Source organism: Kosakonia sp. WA-90 (genome assembly GCF_039871955.1).
Lineage (GTDB): Bacteria > Pseudomonadota > Gammaproteobacteria > Enterobacterales > Enterobacteriaceae > Kosakonia > Kosakonia oryzendophytica.
Window position 1 is genome coordinate 14,029 of record NZ_JBDPLJ010000008.1, and the last position, 19,455, is coordinate 33,483.

Annotated in this window: 21 protein-coding genes; 6 read left to right on the forward strand and 15 right to left on the reverse strand. The window is 53.1% G+C overall.

The genetic code is table 11. The features are described from left to right. Positions 1-12 precede the first annotated feature (12 nt). Complete coding sequence (locus ABGA49_RS14370) at positions 13-918, forward strand: alpha/beta hydrolase (protein WP_347665714.1); 906 nt, start codon at positions 13-15, stop codon at positions 916-918. A 133-nt stretch (positions 919-1,051) separates the two neighbouring features. Here ABGA49_RS14370 and ABGA49_RS14375 read toward each other — a convergent pair whose 3' ends face one another. Then, positions 1,052-1,585 (reverse strand): carboxymuconolactone decarboxylase family protein, encoded by a 534-nt coding sequence (locus ABGA49_RS14375; RefSeq protein WP_061493382.1) that lies wholly within the window; start codon positions 1,583-1,585, stop codon positions 1,052-1,054. A 121-nt stretch (positions 1,586-1,706) separates the two neighbouring features. On the opposite strand from ABGA49_RS14375, the gene ABGA49_RS14380 reads away from it, so the two are divergent. Then, entirely contained in the window at positions 1,707-2,666 is a 960-nt protein-coding gene (locus tag ABGA49_RS14380; RefSeq protein WP_061493383.1) for an AraC family transcriptional regulator, read from the forward strand. A gap of 110 nt (positions 2,667-2,776) precedes the next feature. Here ABGA49_RS14380 and ABGA49_RS14385 read toward each other — a convergent pair whose 3' ends face one another. From ABGA49_RS14385 to ABGA49_RS14400, 4 genes are read right to left on the reverse strand one after another with little or no spacing between them, the layout of a single operon-like run. Further along, a complete protein-coding gene (locus ABGA49_RS14385; RefSeq protein ID WP_347665715.1) occupies positions 2,777-3,712 on the reverse strand; it encodes a GlxA family transcriptional regulator in 936 nt (311 codons plus the stop codon). Positions 3,713-3,722: 10 nt separating this feature from the next. Then, positions 3,723-4,922: an MFS transporter gene (locus tag ABGA49_RS14390; RefSeq protein WP_347665716.1), complete on the reverse strand. Its 1,200-nt coding sequence runs from the start codon at positions 4,920-4,922 to the stop codon at positions 3,723-3,725. A gap of 42 nt (positions 4,923-4,964) precedes the next feature. Further along, complete coding sequence (locus ABGA49_RS14395; protein WP_061493386.1) at positions 4,965-5,726, reverse strand: SDR family NAD(P)-dependent oxidoreductase; 762 nt, start codon at positions 5,724-5,726, stop codon at positions 4,965-4,967. Between the two features lie 25 nt (positions 5,727-5,751). Beyond that, positions 5,752-6,567 carry an SDR family oxidoreductase gene (locus ABGA49_RS14400; RefSeq protein ID WP_347665717.1) on the reverse strand — a complete coding sequence of 272 codons (816 nt, stop codon included), beginning with the start codon at positions 6,565-6,567 and terminating at the stop codon, positions 5,752-5,754. Positions 6,568-6,789: 222 nt separating this feature from the next. Here ABGA49_RS14400 and ABGA49_RS14405 point away from each other — a divergent pair, with 222 nt between their 5' ends. Beyond that, positions 6,790-7,074 carry a hypothetical protein gene (locus ABGA49_RS14405; protein WP_061493388.1) on the forward strand — a complete coding sequence of 95 codons (285 nt, stop codon included), beginning with the start codon at positions 6,790-6,792 and terminating at the stop codon, positions 7,072-7,074. Between the two features lie 127 nt (positions 7,075-7,201). On the opposite strand, the gene ABGA49_RS14410 is transcribed toward ABGA49_RS14405, so the two are convergent. Next, positions 7,202-7,924: an SDR family oxidoreductase gene (locus tag ABGA49_RS14410; RefSeq protein WP_061493389.1), complete on the reverse strand. Its 723-nt coding sequence runs from the start codon at positions 7,922-7,924 to the stop codon at positions 7,202-7,204. Positions 7,925-8,021: 97 nt separating this feature from the next. Here ABGA49_RS14410 and ABGA49_RS14415 point away from each other — a divergent pair, with 97 nt between their 5' ends. Further along, positions 8,022-8,921 (forward strand): LysR family transcriptional regulator, encoded by a 900-nt coding sequence (locus tag ABGA49_RS14415; RefSeq protein WP_347665718.1) that lies wholly within the window; start codon positions 8,022-8,024, stop codon positions 8,919-8,921. Between the two features lie 393 nt (positions 8,922-9,314). Continuing rightward, complete coding sequence (locus tag ABGA49_RS14420; protein WP_061493391.1) at positions 9,315-9,893, forward strand: YceI family protein; 579 nt, start codon at positions 9,315-9,317, stop codon at positions 9,891-9,893. Positions 9,894-9,940: 47 nt separating this feature from the next. Here the strand turns inward: ABGA49_RS14420 and ABGA49_RS14425 are convergent, their stop codons facing one another. From ABGA49_RS14425 to ABGA49_RS14435, 3 genes are read right to left on the reverse strand one after another with little or no spacing between them, the layout of a single operon-like run. Beyond that, positions 9,941-10,738 (reverse strand): hypothetical protein, encoded by a 798-nt coding sequence (locus ABGA49_RS14425; RefSeq protein ID WP_347665719.1) that lies wholly within the window; start codon positions 10,736-10,738, stop codon positions 9,941-9,943. Continuing rightward, positions 10,735-11,250 carry a sigma-70 family RNA polymerase sigma factor gene (locus ABGA49_RS14430; protein ID WP_071889871.1) on the reverse strand — a complete coding sequence of 172 codons (516 nt, stop codon included), beginning with the start codon at positions 11,248-11,250 and terminating at the stop codon, positions 10,735-10,737. The genes ABGA49_RS14425 and ABGA49_RS14430 overlap by 4 nt, the downstream gene beginning before the upstream one ends. A 22-nt stretch (positions 11,251-11,272) precedes the next feature. Next, entirely contained in the window at positions 11,273-11,761 is a 489-nt protein-coding gene (locus ABGA49_RS14435) for a tetratricopeptide repeat protein (RefSeq protein WP_271044663.1), read from the reverse strand. 633 nt (positions 11,762-12,394) lie between these two features. Here ABGA49_RS14435 and ABGA49_RS14440 point away from each other — a divergent pair. After that, a complete protein-coding gene (locus tag ABGA49_RS14440) occupies positions 12,395-13,951 on the forward strand; it encodes a carbohydrate porin (protein WP_347665720.1) in 1,557 nt (518 codons plus the stop codon). 46 nt (positions 13,952-13,997) lie between these two features. Here the strand turns inward: ABGA49_RS14440 and chbG are convergent, their stop codons facing one another. From chbG to ABGA49_RS14470, 6 genes are all read right to left on the reverse strand, one after another. Next, positions 13,998-14,762, reverse strand: a complete 765-nt coding sequence (gene chbG / locus ABGA49_RS14445; protein ID WP_088237822.1) for a chitin disaccharide deacetylase — start codon at positions 14,760-14,762, stop codon at positions 13,998-14,000. Between the two features lie 9 nt (positions 14,763-14,771). Beyond that, on the reverse strand, positions 14,772-16,127 hold the full coding sequence (locus ABGA49_RS14450) for a 6-phospho-beta-glucosidase (RefSeq protein WP_347665721.1): 1,356 nt from the start codon (positions 16,125-16,127) through the stop codon (positions 14,772-14,774). Positions 16,128-16,221: 94 nt separating this feature from the next. Further along, a complete protein-coding gene (gene chbR / locus ABGA49_RS14455) occupies positions 16,222-17,064 on the reverse strand; it encodes a transcriptional regulator ChbR (protein WP_347665722.1) in 843 nt (280 codons plus the stop codon). A gap of 7 nt (positions 17,065-17,071) precedes the next feature. Next, entirely contained in the window at positions 17,072-17,422 is a 351-nt protein-coding gene (gene chbA, locus ABGA49_RS14460; RefSeq protein ID WP_061493398.1) for a PTS N,N'-diacetylchitobiose transporter subunit IIA, read from the reverse strand. Between the two features lie 50 nt (positions 17,423-17,472). After that, entirely contained in the window at positions 17,473-18,831 is a 1,359-nt protein-coding gene (gene chbC, locus ABGA49_RS14465; protein ID WP_061493399.1) for a PTS N,N'-diacetylchitobiose transporter subunit IIC, read from the reverse strand. A gap of 73 nt (positions 18,832-18,904) precedes the next feature. After that, on the reverse strand, positions 18,905-19,225 hold the full coding sequence (locus ABGA49_RS14470) for a PTS sugar transporter subunit IIB (RefSeq protein WP_061493400.1): 321 nt from the start codon (positions 19,223-19,225) through the stop codon (positions 18,905-18,907). Positions 19,226-19,455: the final 230 nt, after the last annotated feature.

Genomic DNA, 19,455 nt, shown 5'->3' on the forward strand with positions numbered 1-19,455 from the left:
CCGGAGTGATAAATGCCTGATCAATCAATCACACAACCCTGGTCGCAACCGGTCGATAATTTGCCCGGCTTTGCTCATTTCTACGCGGCAGTCGACGGTGTTCGCTTGCACTATGTCAGAGGCGGCAACCCGCATGGTGACGTGTTGTTGCTGCTGGCCGGCTTTCCGCAAAGCGCATATGCCTGGTACAAAGTGATGGCGCTGCTCGGCGATCGTTACGACCTCATCGCGCTTGATCTGCCCGGTCTGGGCGACTCAGACAAGCCTCTGGCTGGCTACGATACACAGACACTGGCCGGAAATGTCTATCGCTTTATGCAAACGCTCAAGATTGAAAGACATTACCTTGCCGCCCATGATGTCGGTGCCTGGGTCGCGTGGCCTTATGCCATGTGTTATAGCCAGCAGGTCATCAAATTGGCGCTGCTGGATGCCGGTATCCCGGGTATCACATTGCCGGATGCCTTACCTGCAACACCTGATAAAGCCTGGAAGACCTGGCACTTTGCTTTCCATGTGCTTCCCGATCTGCCGGAAGCGTTAATTAGCGGGCGTGAGGATGTTTACCTTGAATGGTTCCTGCGGCGCAAAACCGCCAGTCCGATGGCGTTTAGCCATGAGGATATCGCAGAGTATGTGCGGTTAATGAGGCAACGTGGTGCCCTTCGCGCAGGGTTAGCGCCTTATCGCGAGGCGGCAGTGTCAGCCGCCCAGAATCGGACGCGGTGCGGGCAAGGTAAATTGATGCTACCGCTCCTGGCAATTAGCGCTGAAGAGGGATCTATTCCTGATATGGCGGCCCCGCTACATCAGTTTGCGGCGGTGGTAACGGGCATCACTATCCCGCAGAGTGGTCACTTTATCCCGGATGAACAGCCCAACGCACTGAGTGAGGCAATGGCGACATTTTTCCGGTAGGGGCAAACAGGAACTTTTCCTGCGTCTGCGCGAGACCCTGACCTGCGCCCCATTGTTTTATTCGCCGGGATGTGGGTAAGGAGAGACGTAATATTGTGGCAGAAAGAGAGGGCTTTCTGCCACATGCAGTGGGTTAGTTTACTTTTGGAAAGTCCACCACGGTGTCATTTACACGGTTAATCATATTCGTGAACAGAATTGCACTGACGGCGCTGATCACTTCTACCACGTGTCGGTCGCTAAAGCCTGCTGCCAGAAAACGGCTGACGGTTTCTTCTGGTAAGGTGTTACGGGTCGTCACCAGTTTTTTCACAAATTTGACCAGCGCATCAAGATGCGGATCCTCCGGGTACTCTCCCCGACGTAATGCCTGAATCTGCTCAATACTGTAACCTGCCATTTTCCCGGTTAACGTATGCGCCGCCAGACAATAATCACATCCTGACACCTCACTCACCACAAGGTTAACGGCTTCAATTTCCTGTTTACTCAGCTGGCTTTTCGCCAGTGTGGCGTTGTGTTGCAATGCCTGACTCAGAATGTCGGGAGCGATCCCGATGGTCTGGTAGGCATTCGGGACTTTACCCATCGCCCGTTTAATGGCGTTAAAGAGTTCGGCTGTCTGACCCGTCGCATTGTCGGGGTGTACGGAAGTTAATCGGCTCATCATTTTTTCCTTTCAGTTTAAGGGTTTCGCCGTATCGGCGATGAGCACATAATAGGGCGCGGTGGGCTGACGTTCTGGCCGTATCGTCTCGACTTTTTGTCTTATCGTCTCAGGAGCCAGGGTGGACAACCTCAGTCGCTTGCTTTCCTTACTCGCGCCAGTATGTAACGTCAATCTCCACTGCCGTTTTACCGGGCGTTGGGACGCCGACCACCCGCAACAGGTCGCCGGTATTGTGCCCTGGCATGTCATTCTTCATGGTGAAACCCGGCTGGTTGTTGAAGGGAACACATTCGATGTTCGCGCGGGCGATATCGTTCTGTTCCCGCACGGATCGCCGCATTTATTGCAAAGCCTTGTGGACTGGGGGCAGGTCGTTCCCGCGCAGGTCAACAATAATGGCATCGTAACTGAAGTGTGGACGGAAGGGCCGGGGCCTGCGGTAGAGGTATTGTGCGGTGACTTTCATTTCGGTCCGGGCTATCGCTGGATGTTCGCCGATGAAACAACGCTGATCCATCTCCGTACCGATGAGCGACACGATTGCCCCGAGCTGGAAGCGCTACTGGTAATGTTGGTACGCGAAAGTCTAAGCGGTTTGCCGGGCAGTGCGAGCATCGTTAAGGGGCTGGCAGATACGCTGCTTGCGTTGATCCTGCGTATTTTACTGTCGCGGCGCGAGCCTCCTGCCGGGGTATTGCGTTTGCTAAGCGATAAACGTCTTGCTCCTGCTGTATTGGCTGTCATCGCCGATCCGGCAGCGCCATGGACGATGGCATCAATGGCGCAACGCTGTTTTTTGTCCCGAGCCACCTTCGCCCGTCACTTTTCAAACAGCTACCATCAGACACCGCAGGCCTGGCTTAATCAACTGCGTATGATGTTGGCGGTGAGGCTACTTTCAGAAGCGCGAAACCTGATGATGGAGGGTGTGGCTGAGCAGTGCGGTTTTTTGTCGCTCTCCTCTTTCACGAAAGCGTTCAAAAAAACCTACGGTATCACGCCTGCTCAGTATCGTAGACGTGGGCATAGCCCCTTTTTCACCGGAACCTTGCCGGACGGCAACGATGATCAGGCGTAATGTTATCGTGCAAACTTGCATTTCCTTTCGGTGACACGCCGTTAGTCTGCGCTCGCGGAAAAGAATAATAACCCCACGTCCCCCTTGCAGAGTGAATACAGCACTATGGCTTAACGGCCTGCGCGTAGGGATTGAGGTGGAATGCCATACCCGCGAATAAACACCTCCCGCATATGCCGTCTGTCGCGAAAACCGGACTCACGAGCGATGGCATCCAGCGACAGGCGGCTTTGCTCAATCATGACGCGCGCGGCCTCAAGCCGCAGCCTTTCAATCGCTTTTGCCGGGGACTTGCCCGTCTCCTGACGAAAAAGACGGCTAAGCTGGCGGGGGCTGACATGCACCGCATCGGCCAGCATTTCAACTGTCAGGGTTTTGCGCAGATTGTTGCGGGCATATTCCAGCGCAGTTTGCAGACGATCTGAGCGAGGTGACAGGGCAAGCATTTCCGAATGCTGCGTTTGGCCGCCGGAGCGACGCTGATTCATCACCAGACGATGCGCCACCGTACGGGCAACGTCTGCACCGAGATCTTTCTCTACCATACCGAGCGCCATGTCCAGCCCGGCGGTCATGCCTGCCGAGGTCCAGATAGTGTCATCAATAATAAAAATACGATCATCTTCGAGCCGAATAGTGGGGTGTTGTGAGACCAGACTGTGTGAGTGCGCCCAGTGCGTGGTGGCACGTTTTTGCTCCAGCAGTCCGGCCTGTGCCAGTACAAATGCGCCGGTGCAGATCCCGGCGATACGGCGTGCCTGGCTGGCGGTAGTTTGCAGAAAATTAACCACGCCGGGGCTGGCGGGTTCCTCCTGGGGAGACAGCACGCCTGCCACCAGCCAGGTATCCACCTGCGTTTCCTCGCTCAACTTCGCCGAATCTACACCAATACCGGAAGAAGAACGTACGGTACCGCCATGTTCGGAGTAGACCTCAGGTTGATAAAACGGGCGATCAGCGACCAGATTAGCAAACTCAAATACCGTCAGCGTAGACAGCGCCAGCATCTGAAAATGGTCAGCAATGATTAATCCTATTCGGTGCATCGCAACTCCTTTATGACAGACTAACCGCCTGATATTCCGCAGAGCGGGCGCGTAAACGCTCAGACGTCCACAGACTGGCCAATGCCAGCAGCAGGAACACGATTGAGCTTATCATTACTCCGTAAAAGCCCGACAGTGGATAAAGCCATGAGGCTACGGCCGAACCAAAACCAATACCGCAGAACATAAACGCACTGGTTAATGCCAGCGAAATTCCACGCGTTTCCGCCGTTGAGATCTCCACAATACGCCGCTGTTGAGTGGGCCATAACAGATCAGTGGAGAAGGCCCAGACCACCAGCAGGAGATACAACAATGACAGTTGAGCCGGTAGTAGCATGATCAGCAACATATCCGCCACCAGCAACGTCAGACCGACAACCAACAAGTGTTCCGCACTGTAGTGGCGTGCAGCACGGGCAACAAAAAGATTCCCCACAATACCCGCCGAGCCAATAACGGCCAGCGCGATGGAGACGGCCGGGGTATCACCTTGCCAGCGATCGCGGATCATCGGCGAGATAAAGGCGTACATGTCGTAAACGCCGGAGGTGATAAAAAAGACGACCAGAAAGGCGGCCAGTGATTTGCCTTGCTTGAGCACCATGCCGACCTGGCGTAAGCGGATATCAACACCGCTGACCACGTTGGGCACCAGCAGAAACACGCTACTGGCGGTGAGGACACTCATCAGCGCGATAAGCGTGAATAACATCCGCGAGCCCCAGACGGTGGCCAGCCATGCCGCCAGCGGAATACCGACCATACTGGCCATTGAGACGCCCAGCAGGATCATGGCAATGGCGCTGCCACGTTCTTCAGGAGCCACTAACTCTGCGCCGAGCGCAATCAGTACCGGACCGATCAGGGAGGCACCCAGCCCCATGACAATCCGCGAAGCCACCAGCACCTTATAGTCCGGAGCAATGGCAAAAGTCAGGGCGCCCAGTCCAAATACCAGCATGCCTGCCAGCACCTGTGTTCTGCGCATGAACTTGCCGAACATAACCTGTGCCAGCGGCGCGCCGAGCGCAAATGTCAGACCGAAAATAGAGAGCAGACGAGCACTTTGTGCATCGCTGATCCCCCACTCCTGAGAAATCGGGACCAGACTGCCCGCTACGGAAAGCGAACCGGTCGCCTGAATAAAATACGCCAGGCTAAGCGCCCATAGTGCGCGGCGTTGGGAGGTGGACAGGTGATTTTGCATTATCAACTCCAGAACGGGGGCAGTTACCTGCCCCAGAGCAGGTTACGCAACCGGGATCGGGTTATCCATCATTGACTGGTTGAAGGCATTCACCATCTCGTGTTCATTCAAACCCGGATTTGCACGCGCAGGCAGCACACTCTCTACAATCGCTTCAATGGCGTCTGTCGCCAGTTTGTCAAAGGTCTGCTGGATAAAATCGGCTAGTGGCATCGCGCGGGAGTCACCGCTTTTGTAGATCAAATCGGTATCAACCCAAGGGGGTGAAATTTCAATGACCTTCACACCGGCATCGCGCAGTAAAAAACGCTGCGACAGGGTGTACGAATGAATCGCCGCTTTGGTTGCTGAGTAGAGTGCATTGGTCACCAGAGGTAAAAAGGCCAGAATCGAACTGTTATTGATCAATACCGCGTCCGGTTGCTGCTTTAGGTGCTCAACAAAAGCTGAACTGACCCGAACAGTGCCCAACAGGTTGGTATCCAGTAAGGTGGTAGCCATCTCATCGTCCAGTTCAGCGGAGGCGTTATCAAACGGCATAATGCCAGCGTTATTGATCACGACATTCAGCGCCGGATAGCGCAAGAGCACCTCTTTCGCCGCCGATTTAATGCTGGATGCATCGGTCACATCCAGCACCACGGAAGCCATCCCCGGATTTTCAGCCGTGACCGTGTCCAGAAGTGCCTTACGGCGGCCTGAAATGATCACCTGATTTCCCAGTTGATGAAATTTTTCCGCCATCGCGCGGCCAATCCCGGACGTGCCGCCAGTGATAAAAATAGTGTTGCCTGTCAGTTTCATACGGTTATTCCTGTTGGCTAAATAATTAGCGAGTCGGGCCGACGCGATAACGGTCGGCGGGTACGTTACGTGAAAGATGCGGAATCATGGCCTGGCGACTGCTTTCCATCGCCTGCCAGTAAGCGTCGTTATGCAATGATGGGATGGTGACAAGTTCCCCGTTAAGAAAACCCGTTAGCGCGGCATCGACCAGGTCAGAAGCACTCATCACTATCGACTTATCGAGTTGTTCGAGGGGTAAGCCGCCGTTATCCCAGAACGGTGTTGCTGTCGCGCCCGGCAGCACGGCCTGGATGTGAATGCCCTTTTCGGCGAGTTCGTGATGCAGTGACTGACTGAATGCCAATACAAAGGCTTTTGTACCGCCGTACACGCCGTTCAGCAGTTCCGGCGCGAGGCTGACAATCGAGGAGATATTGATGATGGCGCCCGTACCTCGCGCGACAAAACCTGGAACCACGCTATACGTCAGACGGGTCAGGGCGACGACATTGATATTAATCATCGCCTGCATCTCATCGACTTCGCTCAACAACAACGGCGTATGCGTACCCACACCGGCATTGTTCACCAGCAGTGTGATGCTGGCATCGTCACGCAGTTTTCGCTCCAGAGCGGCAAGCTGTTGGGCATCTCCAAGGTCGGCTGCCAGCACTTCCACATTACGGGCGGTGTCAGCAGTAATGTGGCTGGCCATCTGATTCAGGCGGTTATGATTGCGAGCGATAATGATCAGGTCGTAACCCATGCGCGCCAGTCGATTCGCGTAAATCGCACCGATACCGGAAGACGCACCTGTGATCACGGCGGTGCCTTTAGTGGGTTGTGTTGCGAGATTCATTGCAGACTCCTTTCGATCACGATTGATTCAATGAGAGAATCATAAGTGAGAAAGAAGTGTCTTAAATGACGATTATGGTAGTCATTTAAGACATTATATGTCTCACTTCGCATGACCGTCAGGAGTGAAAATACCTCCCGGATCCCGTGCCATTTTCCCCAGAAGAGGGTTTTAACGGCTCCTGAAGGTGTCAGGAGAGTTAACGTTTTCAGTTGATTAGGCTTGCTGACGCTTAACGATAACCCGACCTCCACGTCTTACGCTTCACACTTTATTGGCTACAATGCCTCCAGGGCTGCGCTGGATATGTTTACTGTTCAACCGAGCGAAGCGTTGAGGGACACCGGTATAAAAGGCAACGCTGTCAGCCCGAAGTTTGTAAAAACGGACCTGACGGGTTACGGGGTAATGACGCCAGCGGAGGGGGCGCGGCGGCCGGTTAAATATGCTCTGGAAGGGGATGAGTCCGGTGCGTTTATAGAGCCTGACGGCAGACCCCCCAGGTGAGCAGGGAGCCGGAAACGGCTCAGTGCTGAACGCTGTTTCTGGCTCACTTTTCTCTCCTTCCGGAATCTGCTTTCGGAGCAAAGCAGGCAGTCTACACCGACACGACGCCAGTTCCCGGTCAGGTATTTCAGTTGGCGGATGCCGTTGGCCTGATGGTTATTTCGGTTGTATCAACACTCTCTGGAGCGTCAATAATCTGCCGAACGGCGCGGGCAATATCCGCAGGTTTAAGTGCCACAGAACGGTACACATCCATCGCCGCTTTGGTTTCCGTATGGGTAATGGTTGAGGCCAGCTCACTCTCCACCACGCCAGGGTTGACGCAAGTCACGCGAATAGTCGAACTTTCCTGACGTAAACCATCCGAAATCGCTCGTACGGCGAATTTTGAGGCGCAATAGACGGCAGCGGTTGGCACCACAGTCAGGGCACCGATAGATCCTATATTGATTATCTGACCGGAGCCCTGGGCTTCCATGACAGGAAGAACAGCACCAATCCCCCAGAGCACCCCCTTAATATTCACGTCAATAATGCGTTCCCACTCATCCTGTTTGCCCGCTGCAAGCGGAGAAAGTGGCATGACACCCGCATTGTTGATCAGCACGTCGATCCGACCCCATTGATCAAGCGCTGCCTGCACGAAGCCCGCCATCGACAGGCGACTGGTGACATCTAACTCCCGCGCCAGGGCAATCCCCCCTGCGCTGCGTATTTCTGTGGCAATGGCTTCAATACGTTCCAGCCTGCGCGCCCCTAATAACACCTTCGCGCCGGCATTTCCAAGCTCTCTGGCCATGCCTTCACCAATCCCGCTGGATGCGCCGGTAATGACTATCACTTTATCCATAGCATGCTCCTCAGTTGAGTTCGAATCGATCATAGAACGTCGCGATTGTTTTCAGTATCCTGTCATTACTGGACTCACTGGTTAGCGGCATTAAACAATGAAAATCGATCTTAACCTTTTACCTGTTTTTCTCGCGGTGGCAGAAGAGCGTAATTTTAGTGCTGCCGCTGCTCGCCTGGATGTCACCCGATCGGCGGTCAGCCAGGGAATAAGGCGGCTTGAGGACGTATTCGGCACCATGCTGGTAATGCGAACGACTCGCTCAGTCACGCTGACGGAAGCGGGAGAACGTCTGCGTCAGTCCCTGTCATCACCGTTATCAAGTATTGACGCGGCGTTCGAAGACGTGGCGTCGGACACGCTGCCGCGAGGATGTCTGCGGATCGCAGTGACTTCGATAGCCGAAGCGTTTCTTTCCGGCCCGCTGATCGCCTCGTTTGCGGCAGCCAATCCCGCCGTGACGGTTGATATTGTCGTGACGGATGAAGAGTTTGATATTGTGGCCGCGGGTTATGATGCTGGCGTCAGACTTGGGGAGGTGATCGAAAAGGATATGATTGCCGTCCCGCTTACAGGAAAGCAACGTGAAATGGTGGTTGCCTCGCCCACGTATCTCGCGGCTAACAACACACCCGTACACCCGCGTGAATTGATCCATCACCGGTGTATTGGCTGGCGCCCAGCCAAAGATGTCGCCCCTTATCGCTGGGAATTTGAGGAGGCGGGAGAACCTTTCAACCTGGCGATTGAACCGCAGATCACAACGAACGATCTTCGCCTGATGTTGCGGCTTGCGCTCGCCGGTGGCGGAATTACCTTTGCCACAGAGGATACGTTCAGACCGTTTGTTGAAACAGGGCAACTTGTCTCATTGCTGGACGCGTTTCTTCCCTCTTTTCCGGGCTTCTATCTCTATTTTCCTCAACGCCGCAATATGGCACCCAAACTACGCGCTCTGGTCGACCATGTCAGGCAATGGCGGGAGCAGAATAGGTAATTGCCAGCGTTTGTTACGCGCCTCACGTTGATATTGAGCCTTGTGAGAGATTTGAGTATGGCTGTCCCTTAAGCGCGAACAGCAGAGGTTCGTGTTGACGGTTTCTGTCAGCGATTTGAGCGACAACGAGTGAATTTTCGCTATTGGCACATACAGACTGACCCGGTGGGATCAGACTATCCGCATGAGCGAGAAGGGATGTAATGCAAACGCACATCTGATTATCCTGCACACTCCTTTTGTTTATAATTGACTGAAATTTAAGATATTTTAACAATGTATTCTCTATCGCTTTCTCTCTTTTACCGTCTGTTTGCTGTGAAACGAGATGCGGGTTCGAATAAGAAGCAAGGTTGACGCGTTTATACGGTAACCACCTCAAGGATTACCACTATGACCCGTATCATGCCCGTCATCGCTCTCGGATTTTTAATCACGCCATTTTCGTTATATGCCAGCCCTGCCAGCTACAGTATCAACACGCAGAAAACGACGATTGCCCTCGCCTGGCATGCATTTGGGGGGACCTCAGAAGCCAGCCTGGAAAAGGTGACGGGAAATATTACGCTGGATACCGGAAATGAACGTGGCGACCGGATAGACGTCACCATTCCGGTTGATACCCTTAAGGCGTCCAATACCCTGTTAACGTATCAGATGAAAAGCCACCTTTTTTTTGATGCTGCACACTACCCAAACATCGCATTTACAAGCAGTCGCGTGGTGGCTCTCGGAAAGGGACATTTTCGGGTATTCGGGACCCTGGCCGTGAAAAATGTCACACGCCCGGTGATCCTTGATGCCTCCCTGGAAAGTCAACATGGCGAACTCTCGGGGGCGGAGAATATTTTTCTGCATGCCTCGACTGCGATTTCGCGCTCAGCATTCAATATGGATAGCTTTGCCGCGCTGGTGGATGACACCGTGACGATCACGATTGAGATTCAGGCCCGCCCACACCAGGCCGTATAAATCCCCCTGGCAGCCAGTCAATCAGCATGCCGGTGCGTTTTTTTTTGCTATGCCAACGCCGCTTGCAACGTCAGTGCGTTTTGTTGCAATTGGTCGGCAGGGTTACGGCCGATCAACACAAACTGATAGCCTCTGGAATGCCACCAGACGAGGTTCATCGCATGGCGTTGTTCATGACGAAGTTCTGTGCTGGCAGGATGGCTGTCCGGTGAAATACAGAGCGCCATCGGGCCGTAATCGGCATGCATCCAGGCAATTTGCGCAATCGAGGTGCTGTCATAGCGCAGCATCCGCACCATTTTCAGCTCTGCGCCTTGCAGTACCAGTTGCTGTTCATTCGCCCGCAAACCTATGTCTTGTGCCGTACGCGCCAGCCCACGCTGCAACGCTGAGGGGGAACTGTCTGCATCCAGCAACGTTTCCGCACTGTACAGAGACATATACTGTGCCTCAAGGTCACGCATTTTTTCGCTTTCGCCCTGAACCCTGGTCGCGGGGCGCGCGAAATAGCCCAGCCCCGAACCTATAGCCAGAAAACTGAGTGAGGCCGCGATCAACGCGCGTCGACTGACGCCCGGTGCTTTGTGAAAAGGGGCAGGTTGGTGGGCCAGCACGTTAGCCAGTTGTTCCTCCATACGAGACTGCGGCGCATCCCCCAGGAGGGGCGCAAAGGCACGGGCAACGTCTGCCTGGTTGAGCCTTAACTTGTCGGTTCGTTCGGCCAGGTGTTTATCCTGGCCAAGCGCGATCGCAAAGCGCTCTGCATCACTGGCTGGCATTTCACCATCGAGCCAGGCGACTATCGCCTCATCGCTGTACGGTGCTGTAAATCTGATTGATTTCAATATCGTTTCTCCTGTACAGGGGGCGGCGTGTGAATCACCTGGGCGATTTTTGCCCTCGCCGTAGCCAGCCGGCTCATGATAGTGCCAATCGGTACAGACAATGTGTCTGCTGCCTCCTGATAGGTAAAACCTTCAACATAGACTAAGAACATGGCATTGCGCTGTGCTTCCGGCAGTGCGCTTACGCACTGCATGATTTTCGCATAGTGCAGGCGTGCTTCATCCTGTTCATGCGTATCCGGCGCCAGTAACTCATCGCTTTCAACGAACCCCTGTCCCAGGCGCACCCGGCGGGCACGCACATCTGAAATCCAGATGGAATGCAGGATAGTGAATAACCAACTGTCAATGCGTGTCCCAGGGGTGAACTGCGCGCTTTTTTCAAGCGCGCGAACACAGGTAGACTGAACCAGTTCTTCCGCCACCTCGCGGTTACGCGACAGAACCAGCCCATAGCGCCACAGGCGTGTCAGATGTTCAGCAAGATGCTGACGGACGTCACGGGTCGTAATCTTTTTATCCTCTTACCATGACTCAGGATTCAGGATGGCCGTCGATAGCTGCCTGCAGATCCCGGTACTCTTCACAACCATGGCCGCAAAGTGTCGCGATGGTGCGCAATTGCGCTTTTGCCAGGTCAGGACGCCCTTTTACCAGCCATGCTTCGCCCAGGTATTCGCGTGCTTTGGCATAGGCTGGATTGAGTGCTAATGAACGCTGATAATAGCCGATACCTTCATCAGTACGCCCCAGCTTGCGCGTGGCATATCCCCGGTAATTCCAGGCTTCAGCAGTATTGCCGTTTTTAAGTGTGTTGAGCAGGTTCAGCGCTGCCTGATACTCCCCTTTTTTTGCCAGGTGATAAGCATAACGGGTTTTATCTTCATCGCTGAGTTGGCTTGTTTTCGCCGGGACGCACTGTTTCGCCGTACTGTCATAAACCTGCCCGCTGGGGCAATCCGGTGTCTTGCTGTTGGTATTATCGTCACCCGCTGCGAAAACGGGCATGACAGGCAGCAGCATACATACCACCGGCAACAGAAGACGTCGCAGGATCGCGGATGCGTTTTGCAGGTCATGCAGGGCGGTGCTAACGCGTAGCTGTGTTAACGGTGATGTTTTTTCAGTCATAAACGAGGCCCCATTTGCGTGTTAATGAAGGGTAAACGCGGCGACGGCGATTTCTATTCGATAAAAAGTGCGGAGAGGCCTCGACTGCTGTGCTATTCCTCAGTCACTCAGCAGGAAAAGGGCAGCGATCGATAACCGGAATAAGTGTGTTAATACGACCAAACGTTACCAGGTCAAGAGGAATACGGCGTATTGCTCTTATCAATTATTAGAATCCCTGCACAAATATGTTTATGGCATCAGGCCCCCTGTTTTATCCGCGCATTAACTTTTATGTAAACGATCTTTTGTACTTAATGTGAACCTGTTATCTATTAAAAACTTCCTGATTAATTCTCTTTTTAACGCATATATACCCATCTTTATAATAACTGCGTTTTTATTTTTAAAATAAATGAATTATCTTTAACTGTATTTATTTAATTAACCTGGGTTAGAATCATTTTCGCTCTTTTAATAGGGCGCTTTTAAATAAGTAAACCACTAACTTTGTATTCTAATTATATAACACATGGATTGTATGCTATGAAAAAATCATTGCTCGTGTTGTTGATCTCTGCCGCGTGTGGCAACGCCTGGGGGCAACCTTTATCCGTTGAAGAGCGGCTTGCTCAGTTGGAGAAAAAACTGGAAGAAAATGCGCGTGAACTCAGCCAAACCAAAGCGGAATTGAATAAATATAAACAAATGACCACGCCTGTTTCTATTACCGGGGTGGCTAATAATCAAGAAATAAATAAATCTGAAATCAATCGCAAAAATACAAATGGTTCGACAGCGGAAACGACACCGCAGACGCTAAAAGCGTTAAGCGATTTTGTAAAAGAGGATATGGGTTTCTCATTTACCGGCTATTTGCGCTCCGGGTGGGGAACGGGCAATCACGGTTCGCCAAAAGAGTATGCCATTGGTTCGCTGGGGCGTTTCGGTAATGAATACTCGTCGTGGTTCGATCTGCAATTTAAGCAGCGCGTCTATGCGCAAGATGGCAAATCTGCCCATGCGGTGGTCACGCTGGATGGTAACGTGGGTGAGCAGTACGGCACTGCATGGTTTGATAAAGATTCGGAAAACCTGCTGCAATTTTCTGACATCTATCTCACTACTACCGGGTTTCTTCCCTTTGCACCGGACGCCTCTCTGTGGATCGGTAAACATAACCTGCCCAAATACGAAATTCAGATGCTGGACTGGAAAAGCCACCTGACTGACAGCGGTGCCGGGGTGGGGATTGAGAACTGGCAGGTCGGTGCCGGGAAGCTCAGCATGGCGCTGGTTCGCCAGGATCTCAATGCCCATGCCGTTAACTACCCGGCAACCCAGGATGCGATGCAGGTGAATACCAACACCGTGGATATTCGCTATAAAGAGATCCCCGTGGCGAGCAACACGACGGCGGAACTTCTCGGCCGATATTCGCGGGCGAACAAATCCGACAGTTACCAAAACAGTGAAAATAACGGCAGCCACTTTAGCGTGAAAGACGCCTGGCTTGCGGGGGCGGTGCTGCGACACCGTTTTGATGCGGGCGGTTTTGAAGAGCTGACCGTCCAGGCGGCGGATAACTCATTGGCCAGCGGTTTTGCACTGATTTCCAATGCCAGTCCGGGGTATGGCAATGGCGACAACTACTATGGCGAACACACTTATGGCAAGGCATTGCGCGTGATCTCGCAGGGCGAGTTTTACCCCGCATCGTCTGTTGTACTGGCGCATGCGTTAGCCTGGTCGGCGGGCAATGATATCTACAGTTATGATACCGGGGCGCATACCGACTTCCAGAGCTATCGTGCGGTCGTGCGTCCAGCCTGGATCTGGAAAAACGGCAACCAGACCGGCATGGAGCTGGCGTGGTTTAAGCAGACCAACCAGCAGCAGGGCAACGCGTACGCGGAGAAAGGCTATAAAGCCACGCTGTTCCATGCGCTAAAAGTCGACACCAGTCTGTTGCAGTCGCGGCCTGAACTGCGTTTCTACACGACCTATATTCGGGCACAGGATAATGAAATCAGCCAGTTCAGGTTTGCCGATCGGAAAAAAGACCAACTGACCATTGGCGCACAAGCGGAAGTCTGGTGGTAAGAGAGTGGGAAAATTGCGGCGCGCGTTGCGCCGCAAAACGCCGCGGCTACATTGCGAGATCCAGAAACGTGCCGAGGCGGTAACCACGCTCCGCAATGGCATATTTCAGTGACGAAGAGGTAAGGATCTCCAGCTCTGTCACGCGCGGATAACAGTAGCTGCTCTGGCGAATCGTATTATCGATAAACGCCGGGTGGCACATGATCTCCAGCGATGATTCACCGCGGTCCGCGGAGGCATCCAGCGCCTGTAAAAAAAGCGCTTGCGAAACCCCATCGCCGTAAAAACCGCTGCTGAAACCCTGCGTGCTACGCAGTGACGGCGGCACATCATCTGCCGGCAACAGCGCCTGATGGTCGATACGCAATGGCAGGCGCCGTTCTGCGGCAAACTGCGCCACGAGAGGAAAGAGTTGCGGGATCATATGCACGTGATGATGGCTGTCAAGATGCGTCGGTTCGCGGCCAAACAGGCCAACAAAACGCCGGTACTGGCTCGCCAGCTCCTGCGCAATCTCGTCGAGCGGCAACGTATCCTGTTCTGCCATTTGCCAGATCCATTTTCCCAGTTGCCCGTCGCGGGTCAGGCCCGGCATCGGCGTAAGGGGTTTACCCAGCGTCAGCACAAAGTGCAAACCCACGGCCAGTGCAGGCAATTCGCTGGACAGTTGTGCTGCATGTTCAACGGCTTCACCATTAACCAGTGCCGTTGTCGATGTGACGACACCGTGGAGAAAACTGTCGATAATGCCGTAGTTTTGCCCTTTGCTGAGGCCAAAATCATCGGCATTCACAATCAATAAGCGTTCCATAGCCACCTCTTAGCGTCGTTCATCCCTGAGCGTTTTAATGCAGTCGGCAAAGTTCGGCAGCCACTTCTCATGCGCCAGAATCAGTTCGCGCGCCAGCACTTCGGCATCGCTGTCGGAATGAATCAGCGGGCTGAGACTCAGCGCCAGCACCACATCGTTAAATTTGCCGCTCAGCGCCGCCTGACTGGCCGCCACTTCAAACCCTTTGATGGTATAGATAAGCCCCAGCACCTTTTCATCAAAATGGGTGATGCGCGGATGGGGCGTTGCACCATCGCGACCGAGCAGGCAGGTCATCTCAACTGCCCAGTCCGCCGGGATGTTATCCACCCGTCCGTGATGGGGAATGTTGACGTAGTGTTCGCTCTGTTTGTCGTTATAGATGGCGTTAATCACTTCACAAGCTGCGTCGGAGTAGTATGCGCCGCCGCGCTGTTCCAGCTCTTTCGGTTTCGTGTTCAGTTGTGGATCTTTATAGAGGTCAAACAACTGTTTTTCGACCTTTTGCACTACCTGCGCACGGGCGCCGCCTTTGTAATACTCGCCCATCTCAATGGCCAGCATCTCTTTTTGTTTGACATAGTAGAGCAGGTAGGAGCAAGGCAGCAGGTTCAGTGAGCGGATTAACCCTTCGCTAAATGGCATGTCGAAAATATTCTTCACCGTCGAGGCGCTTAATGCTCCGCTTGCCACGCCATCAAGTAATTCCGCAAAGCGCGAGACGCCATTCACCCGCACCTCTTTAATAAAGACCATATGATTCAGGCCAAACAGATCGATAGCGAGATCGTCGCTCTCCGTTAATTTCAGCACATCGCGGATAAACATCTTCATCCCGGTTGGGATATTGCAAACGCCAATAAACTTTTTAAAGCCGGTATGGCGGTAAACCGCTTCGGTCACCATGCCCGCCGGGTTGGTAAAGTTAATCACCCACGCATTCGGGCAGATAGCCTCGACATCTTTAATAATGTCGAAGATCACCGGAATGGTGCGTAATCCTTTAAACAGGCCGCCCGCGCCGTTGGTTTCCTGGCCCAGATACCCATGACTGAGCGGGATGCGTTCGTCCAGTTCACGCGCTTTCAACTGGCCCACTCGCAATTGTGTGGTGACAAAATCCGCCCCTTGCAGCGCTTCGCGACGGTTCAGCGTTTTGTACACTTTCAGCGGCACACCCGCTTTTTCAACCATGCGCTGGCAAAGATTGAAAATAATATCCAGCTTCTCTTTTCCCTCTTCAACGTCGACCAGCCATAATTCACTCACCGGCAGTTCGTGAAAGCGTTTAATAAAACCTTCGAGAAGCTCCGGGGTATAGCTGCTGCCGCCGCCAATGGTAACGATTTTTAATTTCTGGCTCATAACTTCTCCCTTCAGTGTGCTCAGCCCGTTGCAGAAAGAAACGCGTTGCCGCCAGGCGTGGCTGGGCCGGTTGAAAATGCAGGAAATAAACGGGTTACTGAATTAACTCCGTTAAACTTTTGCGATAACCATTGGGCGTAAAAGACGTCATCTTTTTAAACGTCTTAATAAACAGGCTGGGGCTGCTATAACCGGATTCCCAGGCGATATCGGTAACCGAATAGTTGGTCATCTCCAGCTGTTTTTTGGCAAAATCGATGCGGATCTCATTGATAATCTGCATTGGCGTTTTGCCGTAATAACGCCGTACTGCACGGGTCAGATACTCCTGGGATTTTGCTGACAGGCGAACCATATTCTCCAGCGCATGATCGCCAAACTGTGTTTTATCGTGCATCGCTTCCACGGTGGATTTCAGCCATTGCGGAGTATCATCAATCACCTGTTCTTCACGGTAATGGCGTAAGCGGTTGATAATATGGAAAGTAATGGCTTCAACAAATTCATCCAGCCCGCTTTCACGGAAATTGAGGGAGGAGATAACCGTCTCGACATACGCCTGAAAAGCGCTGGTGGTGCGGTAAGCCTGCGAGGCGACGAAGCAAAACGGCAGCAGTGAAAGATAATGCTGCTCGAAGAACCGCTTACTGATACCTACGTTCAGAATGCGCGTCGCGCCGAATTCGTAGAAACTTTGATGATGCGATCCCAGCGGGATAAACACGAAATCGCCACGCTCCAGCAGCACGCGCTTACCGTTAATGACCTGGTAATAGCGGCCGGTTAACACAAGAGTAAACTCGTAGTAGTCGTGCTGATGCAATCCGCTGGCGCTTTCCGTTTTGTTGTAGATGAACACATGGAAATTTTTGCCATTAAACAACTGCTGTTCACGGACAGTGGTGATTTCCTGGGGGTTGAGCTGCGGCTGCATCATTCGCTCCTCACTTATTCAGTATTTCATGGACATCGATCAACTCGGTAACCAGTTCACGCGCCAGCATGGCGTTCATCAGATGATCCTGCGCATGCACCAGCACCAGGCTTACGTTGATTCTTCCTTCGCCCTGATCGTCTTCAATCAGTTTAGTCTGCACCCGATGTGCCTCATTAAGCGCCATGCGCGACTGTTCCATCATGGTTCGCGCGGCGGCGCAATCGCCCAGCTTGGCTTGTTTCAGCGCCGCATAGGCCAGGCTGCGTGCCTGACCGGCATTGATGATAAGGCCCATGATCACCTCTTCCAGCGCATCGGTTGCCAGCGGCGTCTCCATGGCATTGTCGATATCGAACATAGTGTCTCCTTGTAAGCTGTCCGGCAGGTGTATATGCCTGCCGGTGATGATCAAAATTTCAACGCGTTAGCGATATCTTCTTCGCTCTCTTCCTCTTCAATGGCGTGTTGCGCCTTGTTGGCGACCACCACGAAGGGGAGGTAGATCAGCGTGGCGATACCGAGGTTGAACAGCGCGAGTAACAAGGCGGCGATGCTGCCATTGGTATTAAAGAAAGCGCCGAGCCCGGTTGGCATGGTCCATGGCGCAATGTTGGTAATTGGCGGAATAATGCCTGCGTAGTAAGCCAGCAGGGTGATGGCCGCCAGCACCGGTTGCACCAGAATAAACGGGATAAACATGACCGGGTTCATGATGATCGGCAGACCAAACAGAATCGGTTCGTTAATCTGGAAGAGGCCGGATGGCAGCGCCAGTTTGGCGACCTGGCGATGATCCGCGCGGCGTGATGCGATGAAGATGGCAATAATCAGCCCAAGGGTTGCGCCGCTGCCGCCAAGGAAAATATAGGAATCCAGCATCGGTTTCGCCCAGACGTGGAAGGTTTTGCCAGCTTCCAGTGCTGCGGCCACAGATCCATATTGCTGGTAGGTGGCAATGTTCTCCAGCGCCCATGGGGTCATGATGCCGCTATCCAGTGCGGTCAGTGCCAGCGAACCATGAATACCGAAGAACCACAGCAGCGGTACAAACAGCACGTAAACCCAGCCGACAATGCTGCCGAGTGAAGCCAGCGGCGTGGAAATGGTATCCATAATGATTTGATGGAAGTTGGTGCCCGCGTTCGCCAGCGCCCAGGCGATAATCCCCATGACCGACAGAATAATAAAACCGGGAATTAACGCCGAAAAGGAGCGGGAAACCGATGCAGGCACGCTATCCGGTAAGGTAATCACCCAGTTGCGGCGCACAATAAATGTGAACATTTCCGCCACGACCAGGCCAATAATAATCCCTGAGATAATATTGGCGCCGCCCAACCAGTTTGCCCCCACCGCATAGGCTTCACCCACGCTGTAGGGTGTCACGGTCATAAATGCGGCAATGGATAACAGTCCGGCGGCCAGCGCATCCACTTTGCGCTCTTCCGCCAGGGCCATACCAATAAAGAAGGGTGCCATTAATGACATGATGCCCAGTGTGCCGTTGTAGACATTACCGCCAATGCCTTTCAGGCCATTAAGCGTTTCAATGGTGGATGCATCAAGGCGAACGCCCAGCGAATAGAAAAACGAACCGTCGCCAAAGCTCAGAAAAACGTTGTTGATCAGGACGAACATCGCCCCGGCAAGGGTTAATGGCATCAGCCGGATAAAGCCATTTTTAACGGCGTTAACGTGAGGTTGCTTTCCTATTTTGACCGCAAAAGGAAGAAGTATCTTTTCAAGTGAAGCAATGGCATTACTCATAGAAAAATACCCTTAATGACCGCGCGAATATCGCGCGGTGAACATGAGGAAATAACGATGAAATGGCAAAAAATCAGTGGGCAGCGGCTTTTTTGATTGTCGCTACGGCCGCTTTTAACACTCCTAAGCCATCGACTTTGCCGTACAGCAGGGGATCAATCACTTCAACGGGTTTATCGGGTAACAGGCGCTGGATTTCGGGAAGCAGGTAGGCGATTTGCGGGCCTAATAAGACGACATCCGCCTGGGGACCTTTTTCCGCGGCCAGCGTTTCAGAAAATGCTTCAATAATGACCGGGACCGCATATTTTTCCGCCTGGGCCCGCATCTTAGAGACCAGCAGCGACGTCGACATGCCCGCAGAACAAAACAGATAAATATGTTTCTTTTCCATAAACTCGACCCTCAATGTGCGTTTCCCTGGCGGCCAGAAGTGGGTTCTGACTGCTGGTTGCAGCGGAAAACTTTTTTCCCGGACTGAAACAAGTATACGGTAGCGCTTCCGGAGTCGGTATTTCCTCAGTTAACAAAATTGTCTCTGGTTGACCTGGTGCTATGCACCTCTTCACACTTTGGGCAAATGGGCGGGGGAAAACGTTATCAGGAGAGATGACGGAGGACCGC